The sequence below is a fragment of the Roseovarius sp. MBR-79 genome (genome assembly GCF_053628555.1).
The window spans coordinates 1-12,521 of record NZ_JBRJGP010000021.1 but is presented as its reverse complement, the minus strand read 5'-3'; the positions used below and the strand labels follow the sequence as shown (position 1 = coordinate 12,521).

The following is a 12,521-nucleotide window of genomic DNA, read 5'->3' as shown; positions in this document are numbered from 1 at the left end:
GCGTCAACGGCCCGCCCGGCCATTTATTCCCACTTTTTCGCCAAGTGCGCGCCGCGCCCGGCTCAACCGGCTCATGACGGTGCCTTGCGGTATGCCCAGGGTCTGGGACGTCTCGGCATAGCTGAGGCCCTCGACGCAGACCAGATGCAGCACCGCGCGCTGATCTTCGGGCAGGGTTTCCATCGCCGTCCGCACCGATTGCAGCATCAGCCGGTCATCGGTCTGCGCGGCGCTGTCTACCGGATCGGGCTGCGGGGTGTCGTGGATATCCACCGTCTCGCCCCGCGTCCTGTCACGGCGCAGCATGTCGATCCAGGCGTTACGCAGAATGCGGAACAACCACGCCTCCAACCGTGTCGCAGGGTCGAACTGGTGCCGCGCGCGAAAGGCGCGCTCGGCGGTGATCTGAACGAGGTCCTCGGCAATATCGGGCTTGCGGCAGAGCGACAGAGCAAACCGCTTGAGGTTCGGCAGGAGCGCCACGATGCCCTCGACAAAAGTATCCTGCATGAAGCACGCTGACCTGTTTGATACCATCGCCGGGAATAAATCCCGGCTTACCTCGTTTTGCGATAGATGGCATGACTTGCGTCAGAGGCAAAAGGAGATTTCCGCGATGCGCGTGATTGGACTTCGAGTCCTGGTTTGCATCCTGTGGCTGGTTGCGCTTGGTGTGCTTTCGGTCATGCCGCACAGTCCGGTTGCGACGGTGGCCTGGGCCGATGATGGCGGCGAGGGGGGGGACAGCGACAGCGGTGATGACGGCGACAGCAGTGATGACGGCGGAAGCAGCAGCAGCGGCAGTCGCGGCGGAGAACGTGGCGGCAGCGCGCGGTCAGGCGAGGGTGTCAGCCCTCGAGAGCTCATTCGCGAAATACGGCGCATCTTTCGCGGGCCGCCCGAGCCGCCGCGCCGTGCCAGTCCGCGACGGCAGGCCGCGCCGAGACCCGACCGCGCCCCGGCCGAAGTGATTGCCCGTGGTCTGACCGAGGAGCAGGAGACGGCGCTCGTGGATCAGGGCTATGTCGTGCTGGAGCAGGTGGATCTTTTCAGCCTTGCCACCACGGCGCATCGTCTCCGGGTGCCCGAAGGCACCTCGCTCGAGGAGGCGCGGGACGCCATTCGCGCGCTGCCCGGTGCAGAAACCGCCGATTTCAATCATTACTACCGCGCGGGACAGGGCAGCACGGCAGAGACCGCACAGCCCGATGGCCCGCCTGCCTGTGAGGGTCTGCATTGCGCGGCGCGCGGGATGATCAACTGGCCGTCGTCAATTGGCCCCGAGGGATGCGGTGCGCCGGTGACGATCGGCATGGTCGATACCGGGCTCAACACGGATCACGAGGTGCTCTCCGGGGCCGATATCGACCTCACGCGCATCACCCCCGAGGATTACCTGGCCTCCGCTGCCATTCACGGCACGGCGGTTGCCTCCATCCTTGTGGGCGATCCCGAAAGCCGCGTGCCCGGTCTTCTGCCCGGTCTGCCGCTGGTGGCGGTGGACGCGTTCCACAAGGTGTCAGGCGACGAGCGCGCCGATGCCTTCACGTTGGTGCGCGCGCTCGATCACCTCTCGGAGCGCGGCGCGCAGGTGATCAACCTCAGCCTTGCGGGGCCGCCCAATTCAGTCCTCGAGGACACGCTGTTGCAACTGACCGGGCAACGCGGAATCCCGGTGATCGCGGCGGCGGGCAATGACGGCCCCCGGGCAGAGCCGGCCTATCCGGCGGCTTATGACAACGTGATCGCGGTAACGGCGGTCGATCGTGGCGGCACCATCTATCGCCGCGCCATTCGCGGCCCGCATGTCGAAATCGCGGCCCCCGGCGTCGAGGTCTGGACCGCCGCTTCGGTCAAAGGCGCGAGGTGGCAGACCGGCACGTCCTTTGCCGCGCCCTATGTCACGGCGGCGGTGGCGCTCTGGCTGCAACACGACCCGATGCTGACGCCTGCCGACATTCGCGCGCGGCTGACCGCCTCGGCGCGTGACCTTGGGCCGGACGGCCCTGACGAGACATTCGGGCAAGGTGTTCTCGACCTCGGCGGCACCTGCCCCGGGCAGGCGGTGATCGTGCCCTCCGCCGCCTCTGCCGTGACGGAATAAAACCGCCGCTTTTCTGCGATCCGAAAAAAACGCCGCGCGCCGGGAATAACCCCCGGCGCGCGGCGTTTGCATGACAACGGATCACTGACCGGGAGAGGAACGATGAAAGACACCCTGATCGAGACGACCCCCACCGCCTTGCGCCGGGTCACCGTGTGCAGCAGCGCCGGGCGGCTCAGTGCCGGTATCATCCGGCCCGCCTGCCTGTCGGACGCGCCGCCGCTGGTGGTGCTGCACGGTATTTCGCGCAACGCGGGCACGTTGGCGCGGCTCTTTGCCCCCGAGGCCGAGCGCACCGGGCGCACCCTGATCGTGCCGCATTTCCCGACTGAAACCTGGCCCGATTTCCAGCGTCCGAGCAAGAAGGCGCGCCCCGATCTGGCCTTGCTGGCCCTGCTTGATCTGGTGGCGGCGGCGTATCCGGATATCGCGGGGCCGGTGGATATTTTCGGCCATTCCGGTGGCGCGCAACTCGCGCACCGTCTGGCGATGCTCTATCCGCACCGCGTTGCCGCGCTCCATCTGGCGGCGGCGGGCTGGTATTGTCTGCCCAATGAGACGATGCGCTATCCCTACGGCCTTGCCGCCGGCACGGATGCCGTTACCGCCAACTGGGCGCGCCGCCACGCCGTCGCGCTGCGCGCGTTCCTGGATATCCCGGTCTGCGTCTATGTCGGCACCGAAGATGTGACCCGCGACGACGCCCTGCGCAAGACGAGCGCGCTCGACGCGCGGCAAGGCATGCACCGTTACGCGCGGGCCCGCACCTATGTGACCGCCCTCAACGCTGCCGCAGAGGCCGCAGACCTGAGCCCGCGCGCCCGCCTGATCGAGATGACCGGCTGCGATCACGACGTGGTGCGCGCGATCACCGACAATCACCTTGCCGCGCGCGTGCTGGACGCCCGCGCAGCCCTGATCTGATCCCCCCTTTGCCAATATTTCAACCCACAGGAGAGACGACATGACCCTCGCCGATACGCTTGCCCATGCCAAATGGACCTTTGCCACCCGCCGTGTGGACCGCGCTTGCGTGGCGGGCACGGATACCGATTTCGCCGCCGCCAAACCCGGCGACCTGATCCTTGCCCATGTCGATCGTCTGGGGCAGCACCGCCGCGTGCAACTGCCCTCGGGGCGGCCCTCGCTGATCTTTCCGGGGGACGCGGTGGTGATGGCCTGCGGCGCGCGCTACGCCCCCGATCAGTTCGAAGGGCTGGCCGAGATCGACGCCGAGAGTGCCGACCTCCTGGCCGGGGGCGGATGCATCGGCCGCATGGTCGCGCGCAACAGCCGGATCAAACCGGCGACGCGTCTGGTGCCGTCCGCCCGCTTGCTGGGGGGTGACGGGCGCGCGGTCAACCTCGCGCAATTCGCGCTCAGCCCCCGCCCCGCCGCGCCGCTCCCGCCGGTGATCGGCGTGCTTGGCACCTCGATGAATTCCGGCAAGACGCTTGCCACCGCGCAGCTTGTGCTTGGTTTGCGGCGCGCCGGCTTTCGCGTGGGGGCGATCAAGGCGACGGGGACCGGGGCCTTTGGCGATGTCAACGAATACAGCGACAGCGGCGCGCATTACGTGGGCGATTTCACCGATGCGGGCATGGTCACCACCTACCTGGAGCCACTGGACCGGATCAAATCCGCCACCGAGACCCTGATCGCCGAAGCCGGGCATCATGGTTGTGACATCGTGGTGATGGAGGTGGCCGACGGCCTTTTGCAACGCGAAACCGCGGGATTGATTGCCGATCCGTGGTTTGCACGGCTGATCTCGGGGCTGGTGTTTGCCTGCGGCGATGCGGTGGCGGCCATGGGCGGCGTGGCGCATCTGGCGCGGCTGGGGCTCGTGCCCGATGCCCTGACCGGCCTTGTCAGTTGCTCTCCCATGGCCTCGAACGAGGCGCAGGCGGCCACCGGCCTCTCGGTGCTGACCAAAGAGGACCTGGCCGATCCCGCCGAGGCCACCGGCCTTGCCCTGCGCGCAGGCCTGGGCCGTCGGGAGGCCGCATGATGCCCATGCCGCGCCTTATGGAGAATGGCCGCTGGCGGGGTCTGGTGACGGTCAGCCTCGTGACGCTGGTGCAGGGGGTGGCCGCCGGGGCGGCGGCCTTCGCCACACGCGGATTGTTCGAGGCGATGCATGCGGGCACAGCCCTGCCGCCCGACCTGCTCGCGGCGCTGATCGCCTCCGGCCTCGTCATCGCCGTGGCGCGGGTTCTGTCGCGGCTGCTGGGCGAACGGCTCGGACAGGACTATGCCCTCGCCATTCGTCTGGCGCTGCTCGATCACGCCTCGGGCATGGCCGCAAGTGCCGTCGCCAAGCGACGCAGCGGCTACATGAGCCTGCGCTTTGTCGGCGACATGACCGCCTTTCGCAACTGGCTGGGCATGGGGCTGCCCCGGCTGATCGCGGCCATGGTGATGATCCCCGCCGCCTGCGCCGTGCTCTGGCTGCTCGAGCCGCGCTTTGCGCTCGTCATCGCGCCGCTGTTTGCGGCCACATTGGCGGTGCTGGCCGTGGCCGGGCCACGGCTGGAGCCACTGCACCGCCGCCTGCGGGCCCGCCGCGCGCGCATCGCCGCCGAAATGGCCGAACGGATGCCGCTCGCCCCCGAGCTTGACCGCCTGGGCCGCCGCCCCGCCGAATTGCGCCAACTGCGCAAGCAGAGCGAGCGGATGATTCGCGCAGCCCTGCACCGCCTGACATGGGCGGAATCGCTCAAGGCGCTGCCCGATGCGGTGGCGGGGCTGGCCGCCTGCGCCGTCATCGTCACCGGCGCAAAGACCGGTGTCAGCACCGGTGCCCTCGCCGGCGCGCTTGCCGCGATCGGCCTTGTGCTGACCCCGCTGCGCGATCTTGCGGGCGTCTGGAATTTCCGCGCGGCCTATCTCGCCGCCCGAAAGAAAGGCATCGCAGCCCTGTCACGCGATCAGCGTGGCATTGGTTCGGGTGAAACCCGCCTGCCGAAAGGGGCCGCTCATGTTGCGGTGCGCGACCTTGAGACACCCTCCGGGGCGCTTCTGTCGCTCGACATCCCGGCAGGCCAGACAACGGACCTGACCTGTGATCCAGCCGATGCCGATACCCTGTTCCTGGCCTTGTGCGGCCTGGAAAAGGTGCCGCCCGGCCATGTTGTCCTGTCGGGCATCTGCCTCACCGACCTGTCGCGCGGCAGCCTCCGGCGCGGGGTCCAGCGCCTGACCAGCACGCCCTTGGTGCTCACGGGCTCTTTGCGGCGCAATCTTGCCCTCGGCCTGCTTCGCCGCCCGTCGGATGTCAAGCTGAGGAAAGCCGCGCGCGCTGCCGGGCTACGCGCCGTGATGGACCGGATCGGCGGCCTTGACGGTGCCCTGTCCGAGGGCGGGCGCACCCTGACGGCGGCGGACCGTAGCGCGCTCTCGCTCGCGCGGGTCCTGCTCGGCCAGCCGCTCCTTGTGTTGGTGGATGACGGGTTCTGGCAACTCGATCCCAAAGCCAGGGACGCTTTTTCCGCGCATCTTGACAGGATCGGGGCAACGATCCTGCGCCACCCTGTATTGGCGCATGCGGACACGGCCGGGCCGCTTGCCGCATGAGGATCGTTCCGCCGGTGTCAGGTCGATACGCGCCCTCGGCAGGTCAGGAATTCGTGCCTGCTGGTCACAGTCTCCGGATCAAGGCCGGTGCCCCCGCCAGAAACCATGAGAACGTGCAAGATCCCCGGGCGCAGCGCGGACTTGCCCTTTTGTCGCGCCGATTGTAGGCAGTGAGAGGTTCATTTTCCGGGGGTTCCGATGTCCGACGATCCCAAGACGCTTGTCTCCACCGGCTGGCTGGCCGCCCATTTGAAGGACCCCGATCTGCGGGTTCTCGATGGCACGACCTTTCTGCCCGGCACGGGCCGCGATGCGCGCGCCGAGTATGAGGCGGCGCATATTCCCGGCGCGCGTTTTTTCGACATCGAGGATATCAGCGATGCGCGCTCGGCGTTGCCGCACATGGTGCCGCCGGTCGAGAAATTCATGTCCAAGCTGCGCGCCATGGGCGTGGGCGACGGGCATCAGGTGGTGGTTTATGACAGCCACGGCCTTTTCTCGGCGGCACGGGTCTGGTGGCTGTTCCGGTTGATGGGGCAGGAGAACGTGGCCGTGCTGGACGGAGGCCTGCCGAAATGGCAGGCCGAGGGGCGCGAGATCGAGGATATGCCGCCCATCGTGCGCGACCGGCACATGACCGTGCGACGGCAGAACAACATGGTGCGCGACGTCACGCAGGTCTCGGCGGCGGCCAAGCTCGGCGATCACGAGATCATCGACGCACGCTCGGCCGGGCGCTTTCGCGGCGAGGAACCCGAGCCGCGCCCCGGCTTGCGCTCGGGTCATATTCCGGGGTCCAAAAGCGTGCCCTTCACGACCCTGCTCAACCCGGACAAGACCATGAAGGATGCGGCGGGGCTGCGCGCGGCCTTTGCGGCGGCGGGGGTCGATCTGGGCAAACCGGCGATCACCACCTGCGGCTCGGGGCTGACGGCGGCGGTCATCAATCTGGCGCTGGAACGGATCGGCAAGACCGATCACGCGCTCTATGACGGATCATGGGCGGAATGGGGGGCCTTTGCCACTCTGCCCGTCGCAACGGGAGAGGCATGATGTTCGAGCACCTGAAGGAAAAACCCGCCGACAAGATCATCGCGCTCGGCCAAGCCTATCGCGAGGATCCGCGCGAGACCAAGATCGACCTTGGCGTGGGGGTCTACAAGACGCCGGAGGGCGTGACGCCGATCATGCGGGCCGTAAAGGCCGCCGAGAAACAGCTTTGGGAGACCGAGAGCACCAAGGCCTATACCGCGCTGGCGGGTGATCCGGCCTTTCTTGACGCGATGATCGGGCTGGTTCTGGGCGATGCGGTGACGCGCGACCAAGTCGCGGCCATTGCCACGCCGGGCGGCACCGGCGCGGTGCGGCAGGCGTTCGATCTTGTCCGCATGGTCAATCCGGGGGCGCGGGTGTTCGTGTCGGACCCGACATGGCCCAACCATCTGAGCATTCTTGCGCATATGGGAATCGAGGTGGTGATGTATCGCTATTTCGACAGCGCCACCTGTGCCGTCGATTTCGCGGGCATGATGGCCGATCTGGAGGCGGTGCGCGCGGGCGATGTGGTGCTGCTGCACGGCTGCTGTCACAATCCCACGGGGGCCAATCTCAACCTGACCGAATGGCGGGCGGTGGTGGATCATCTCAACGCGCGCGGTGCTCTGCCGATGATCGACATCGCCTATCAGGGCTTTGGCGACGGGCTGGAAGAGGACGCAGCGGCGGTGCGGTTCGTGGCGGCCAATTGCCCCGAGGTGCTCATTGCCGCAAGCTGTTCCAAGAATTTCGGCATCTACCGCGAGCGCACCGGCATCCTGATGGCGGTCGCGCAGGACAAGGGCCTGCACAAGGTCACGCAGGGCAATCTGGCCTATCTCAACCGGCAGAACTATTCCTTTCCGCCCGACCACGGCGCGCGGCTGGTCAGCATGGTGCTGACCGATGACGCGCTTCGCGCCGACTGGCAGGCGGAACTGGAGGAGGTGCGGCTTGGGATGCTCAAGCTGCGCGAGCAGTTGGCGGGGGAGTTGCAGCGTCTCTCGGGCTCGGACCGGTTCGGGTTCATCGCACAGCATCGCGGCATGTTCTCGCGCCTCGGCGCAAGCCCCGAGCAGGTGGAGCGGTTGCGCGCGGAGCATGGCATCTACATGATCGGGGACAGCCGTATCAACATCGCCGGGCTCAATGCGTCGACCGTGCCGGTGCTGGCGAAAGCGATGGTCGAGGTCGGGGTCTGAGTAGCAAGGGGGCGGCCCGAAAGCCGCCCCGCTCAACTGGCTTACTTGGGCAGGATCACCGCGTCGATGACGTGGATCACGCCGTTGCTGGCCTCGATATCGGCCTGCACCACGTTGGCACCATCCACGGTGACGCCGCCGGTCGTGCCGATGGTGACCTCGCCGCCCTGGACGGTCGCGGCGGTCATGCCGTCCGACAGGTCGCCCGACATGACCTTGCCCGGCACCACGTGATAGGTGAGCACGGCGGTGAGCTGGTCCTTGTTCTCGGGCTTGAGCAGGTTCTCGACCGTGCCTTCGGGCAGGGCGGAGAAAGCCTCGTTGGTGGGGGCGAAGACGGTGAAGGGGCCGTCGCCCTTGAGTGTGTCGACAAGGCCCGCGGCGGTGACGGCGGCGACGAGTGTCGAGAAGCTGTCATTGCCGGCGGCGATGTCGACGATGTCCTTCTTGTAGCCGTGCCCGTCGGCAAGCGCGGGGCCGGTCATCAGAACAGCGGCGGTAAGAGCGAGGCAAGTTCTGCGAAGCATGGAATTGTCTCCTTTGGTTAACCGTTTTCACGATACCGTTCGTGGCATCGTCGGGAGGGTTACGCGGGCCGGGGCAGGGTGGTTCACGGGGGATTTCCGCCGAGGCCGCTTGACGAAACGGAACGGGTCGCTAAGCCACACGGTTCGGTAACATCCAATCACGATTTTGTGATCAGGCGGCTTTCCGCCCTTGTTTCAAAGGCGTTTCAATCGTGTTGCGCGGCGCGACAGGGGCAAACGGGCGGATCGCCCGAGCGGCACCAAAGCTGGCGGATTCGTGTCTTGCCGGGTGGCGGTGAATAGCGCAGGGTCCGGCCAGAGATCCCGCGCGAGGGGCCGGGACCGAGGCGATATTTCGGAGAGTTCTTATGGGTTACGTCACGCAGATCCTCGAGGTTCTGGCGCTCTTGTTCGTGTTTCTGCTTGGGGTGGCGGTGCTCGCGGTGCTGGTATTCTATGTCATCGACCGCACACAGCCGGGCGACGCGATCCGGCGCAACTATCCGGTGATCGGGCGGTTTCGGAACCTCTTTACCAAGCTGGGCGAGTTCTTTCGCCAGTATTTCTTTGCCATGGACCGCGAAGAGATGCCGTTCAACCGCGCGCAACGCGACTGGGTCAGGCACGCGACGCGCGGCAAGGGCAACACCATCGCCTTTGGCTCGACGCGCAATCTCAATGTGCCCGGAACCCCCATCTTCGTGCCGGCGGTGTTTCCGCCGCTCGACGATCAGTTCGCGGTGACCGCCCCGATGGAGATCGGGCCGGGGGCGGCAATCCCCTACAAGGCGAAGTCGATCTTCAATATCTCCGGCATGAGTTATGGCGCGATTTCGCGCCCCGCCGTCGAGGCGCTGAGCCGGGGGGCGGCGCAGGCAGGGATCTGGCTCAATACCGGCGAGGGGGGCCTCAGCCCCTATCACCTCACGGGCAATTGCGACATCGTCTATCAGATCGGCACGGCCAAATACGGCGTGCGCGACGCCGAGGGGCATCTGTCGGACGAGAAGCTGCGCGAGGTGTCGGATCATCCCTGCGTCAAGATGTTCGAGATCAAGCTGGCGCAAGGCGCCAAGCCCGGCAAGGGCGGCATCCTCCCCGGCGCCAAGGTCGACGCCGAGGTGGCGCGCATCCGCGGGATCCCCGAAGGGCAGGACAGCATTTCTCCCAACCGTCACGCTGAGGTGGACGATTTCGACGACCTCATAGACATGATCTGCCATATCCGCGAGGTGACGGGGCGGCCCGTAGGGTTCAAGACCGTGATCGGATCGTCCGAGGCGTGGGAGCCGTTCTTCGAGCGGATCATCGTGCGCGGGGCAGACTGCGCGCCCGATTTCATCGCCATCGACGGCGGCGAGGGGGGCACGGGGGCCGCGCCCATGCCGCTCATGGATCTGGTGGGGATGCCATTGCGCGACGCGCTGCCGCGCATGGTCGATCTGCGTGACCGATACGGCCTCAAGGAGCGGATCCGCATGATCGCGGCCGGCAAGCTGATCAATCCCGGCGATGTGGCCTGGGCGATCTGCGCGGGCGCTGATTTCGTCACCTCGGCGCGTGGTTTCATGTTCGCGCTGGGCTGTATCCAGGCGCTGAAATGCAACAAGAACACCTGCCCGACCGGGATCACCACGCATGACCCCTATCTGCAACGCGGGCTGGTGGTCGAGGACAAATACATGAAGGTCGCGCATTACGCCAAATCGGTGATCAAGGAGGTCGAGATGATCGCCCATTCGGTCGGCGTGGCCGAGCCGCGGCTGATGCGGCGGCGGCATGTGCGGATGGTGCAGGCAGACGGCACCTCGATCCCGTTCAACAAGATCCGGCCCAGCTATCAGCCGCCCGAAGCGGCGAGTTGACGGGGCTGGCGCGGGGCGGGGGACGCGCTATCTTCTCTGCAAACAGGAGGATGTCATGGCCCATCGTTGGACAAACAGGTTGCGGGCGGCGGATGTGACGCCCGAGGCGCTCTGGCTGAACCGCCGAGCGGTTTTGGGCGGGCTGACGGGGCTTGGCCTTGTGGGGGCGGGCCGCGCACGCGCGGAAGCGCTGGAGCCGAACGCCTGGGACGATATCACCACCTACAACAACTATTACGAGTTTGGCACCGACAAGGGCGATCCGGCCCGCAACGCGCGGATGCTGACAACCGCGCCCTGGACGGTGCGTATCGACGGTCTTGTAGACCGGCCCGGCGATTACGATTTCGCGGATATCATGGCGCAGATGACCATCGAGGAACGGATTTACCGGTTCCGTTGTGTCGAGGCATGGTCGATGGTGGTGCCGTGGAACGGGTTCGAACTGGCCGACCTGCTCAGCATGGCGGGGGTGCAGGCGGGGGCGACGCATGTGGCCTTCGAGACGGTGTTGCGGCCCGACGAGATGCCCGGTGTCCGCTACCCGGTGCTTGATTGGCCCTATATCGAGGGGCTGCGCCTCGATGAGGCGCTGCACCCGCTGACGATCATGGCCACGGGCATTTACGGCCGCGACATTCCCAACCAGAACGGCGCGCCACTGCGGCTTGTGGTGCCATGGAAATACGGGTTCAAGTCGATCAAGTCGGTGGTGCGGATCACGCTGACCGACAAGCAGCCGCCGACAAGCTGGAACAAGGCCAATCCGCGCGAATACGGGTTTTATTCCAACGTGAACCCCGAGGTGGACCATCCCCGCTGGAGCCAGGCCACCGAGCGGCGCATCGGCGGCGGCCTCTTTGCGGGCCGCGAGCCGACGCTGATGTTCAACGGCTATGGCGACGAGGTGGCGGGGCTCTATGCGGGCATGGACCTGAAAAGGAACTTTTGATGGGGGCGCGACGGATGATCCCGACAGGGGGTCTTGGGTCGGCGATTGAGGCGCTGCGCTGTCCTTGTTGAGGACCTTTATAACGACAGCGCGCGCCTCCCGATCTTGGCGCTGTCACCGTGACTTCGGGAGTGGGCCTATGGGTGAAGACAAAAAGATCGTGCTGACATCGACGCTGACCTGTCCCGACTGTGGGCATGCCCAAACCATGATCATGCCGACCGACGCTTGTCAGTTTTTCCTTGAGTGCATGACGTGCCACGCGGTCTTGCGACCGAAGGACGGGGATTGCTGCGTTTATTGTTCCTACCGCGACGTGCCGTGCCCGCCTGTTCAACGCAACGATACTTGTTGTGCATGACCGGACTGGTTGACCGGATCAACGCGCTGGCGCGGCGGGTGCCGGTCTGGGCCATCTGGCTTGGGTATGGCTGGGCCGCGCCTTGGCTTGTGTATCTGGGCGCGACCGGCCGGCTTGGGGCAGAGCCGATCAAGGCGCTGGAGCGCGAACTTGGTGAAATCGCGCTGCAACTGCTGATCATCGGGCTGTGTCTGACGCCGCTGCGCCGATACCTGGGCGTGAACCTCCTTCGGTTTCGCCGCGCCATCGGCCTTCTGGCGTTTTCCTATGTCTGCCTGCATCTCGCGGTGTGGCTGTTTCTCGATGTGCAGGACGCGGGCCGCATCTGGGCCGATATCGTCAAGCGCCCCTACGTGACGGTGGGCATGACGGCATTTGCCCTGATGATTCCGCTGGCGGCTACCTCCAACAACCGGTCGGTGCGCTGGCTGGGGCAGCGTTGGCGGGTGTTGCACCGGCTCACGTATGCGGTGGCGGTGTTGGGGGCTATTCATTTCATCTGGCTCTCCAAGGGCTTTCAGATCGAGCCGCTGGTCTACCTGGCGGTGATTCTGGGGCTTCTGACGCTGCGATGGCGCTTCGCGCGTCGCCAGCGCAGCGCTTGAGTCGGGTCTTGTCAGGGGCATGGGCGGCTCACTTGCGGGTAAGTCTGTGGATAACACATGATATGGTTTCAGCGTCGGCGATCAGGCCGCAAGAAACTTGCGTCTCCCGCGTCTCCGGCAATGATATTGTTACCCTAACCCGTTAATTTTCTGTGAAAATCCGCCTACATGAAGAAAAAATGACGAATGCGAAAAAAACCTCTTGCGACTCTTTGGTGCTGCTCGTAAATACGCCTTCACCAGCGGCGCTGAGGCGGTGTTTGGTGGTTCTGGGGATTGAGGCGCGGATGTGCT

Annotated in this window: 12 protein-coding genes; 10 read left to right on the top strand and 2 right to left on the bottom strand. The window is 66.0% G+C overall.

Translation table 11 applies throughout. The annotated features are described in order from the left end of the window. Window positions 1–3: 3 nt before the first annotated feature. Window positions 4–510, bottom strand: a complete 507-nt coding sequence (locus ACSSV8_RS16925; RefSeq protein ID WP_454283247.1) for an RNA polymerase sigma factor — start codon at window positions 508–510, stop codon at window positions 4–6. A 106-nt stretch (window positions 511–616) separates the two neighbouring features. On the opposite strand from ACSSV8_RS16925, the gene ACSSV8_RS16920 reads away from it, so the two are divergent. From ACSSV8_RS16920 to ACSSV8_RS16895, 6 genes are all read left to right on the top strand, one after another. After that, complete coding sequence (locus ACSSV8_RS16920) at window positions 617–2,104, top strand: S8 family serine peptidase (protein WP_454283246.1); 1,488 nt, start codon at window positions 617–619, stop codon at window positions 2,102–2,104. 102 nt (window positions 2,105–2,206) lie between these two features. After that, window positions 2,207–3,028: an alpha/beta fold hydrolase gene (locus tag ACSSV8_RS16915; RefSeq protein WP_454283245.1), complete on the top strand. Its 822-nt coding sequence runs from the start codon at window positions 2,207–2,209 to the stop codon at window positions 3,026–3,028. A gap of 40 nt (window positions 3,029–3,068) precedes the next feature. After that, window positions 3,069–4,115, top strand: a complete 1,047-nt coding sequence (locus ACSSV8_RS16910) for a hypothetical protein (protein WP_454283244.1) — start codon at window positions 3,069–3,071, stop codon at window positions 4,113–4,115. Then, window positions 4,115–5,680 carry an ABC transporter transmembrane domain-containing protein gene (locus ACSSV8_RS16905; protein ID WP_454283243.1) on the top strand — a complete coding sequence of 522 codons (1,566 nt, stop codon included), beginning with the start codon at window positions 4,115–4,117 and terminating at the stop codon, window positions 5,678–5,680. Before ACSSV8_RS16910 ends, ACSSV8_RS16905 begins: the two co-directional genes overlap by 1 nt. Before the next feature lie 198 nt (window positions 5,681–5,878). Further along, the gene (gene sseA, locus ACSSV8_RS16900; RefSeq protein ID WP_454283242.1) at window positions 5,879–6,733 is read left to right on the top strand and encodes a 3-mercaptopyruvate sulfurtransferase; all 855 of its coding nucleotides are present in this window, start codon (window positions 5,879–5,881) and stop codon (window positions 6,731–6,733) included. Next, window positions 6,733–7,917, top strand: coding sequence for an amino acid aminotransferase (locus tag ACSSV8_RS16895; protein ID WP_354540381.1), 1,185 nt, complete (start codon window positions 6,733–6,735; stop codon window positions 7,915–7,917). Before sseA ends, ACSSV8_RS16895 begins: the two co-directional genes overlap by 1 nt. Window positions 7,918–7,958: 41 nt before the next feature. On the opposite strand, the gene ACSSV8_RS16890 is transcribed toward ACSSV8_RS16895, so the two are convergent. Continuing rightward, on the bottom strand, window positions 7,959–8,444 hold the full coding sequence (locus ACSSV8_RS16890; protein ID WP_454283241.1) for a fasciclin domain-containing protein: 486 nt from the start codon (window positions 8,442–8,444) through the stop codon (window positions 7,959–7,961). Window positions 8,445–8,812: 368 nt separating this feature from the next. On the opposite strand from ACSSV8_RS16890, the gene ACSSV8_RS16885 reads away from it, so the two are divergent. The 4 genes from ACSSV8_RS16885 to msrQ all read left to right on the top strand — a co-directional run bounded on the left by ACSSV8_RS16885 (window position 8,813) and on the right by msrQ (window position 12,227). Next, window positions 8,813–10,309: an FMN-binding glutamate synthase family protein gene (locus tag ACSSV8_RS16885; protein WP_454283240.1), complete on the top strand. Its 1,497-nt coding sequence runs from the start codon at window positions 8,813–8,815 to the stop codon at window positions 10,307–10,309. Window positions 10,310–10,364: 55 nt separating this feature from the next. After that, window positions 10,365–11,261, top strand: a complete 897-nt coding sequence (gene msrP / locus ACSSV8_RS16880; protein WP_454283239.1) for a protein-methionine-sulfoxide reductase catalytic subunit MsrP — start codon at window positions 10,365–10,367, stop codon at window positions 11,259–11,261. 139 nt (window positions 11,262–11,400) lie between these two features. Next, window positions 11,401–11,622, top strand: coding sequence for a GDCCVxC domain-containing (seleno)protein (locus ACSSV8_RS16875; RefSeq protein WP_454283238.1), 222 nt, complete (start codon window positions 11,401–11,403; stop codon window positions 11,620–11,622). Beyond that, the gene (gene msrQ, locus ACSSV8_RS16870; protein WP_354540376.1) at window positions 11,619–12,227 is read left to right on the top strand and encodes a protein-methionine-sulfoxide reductase heme-binding subunit MsrQ; all 609 of its coding nucleotides are present in this window, start codon (window positions 11,619–11,621) and stop codon (window positions 12,225–12,227) included. The genes ACSSV8_RS16875 and msrQ overlap by 4 nt, the downstream gene beginning before the upstream one ends. Window positions 12,228–12,521: the final 294 nt, after the last annotated feature.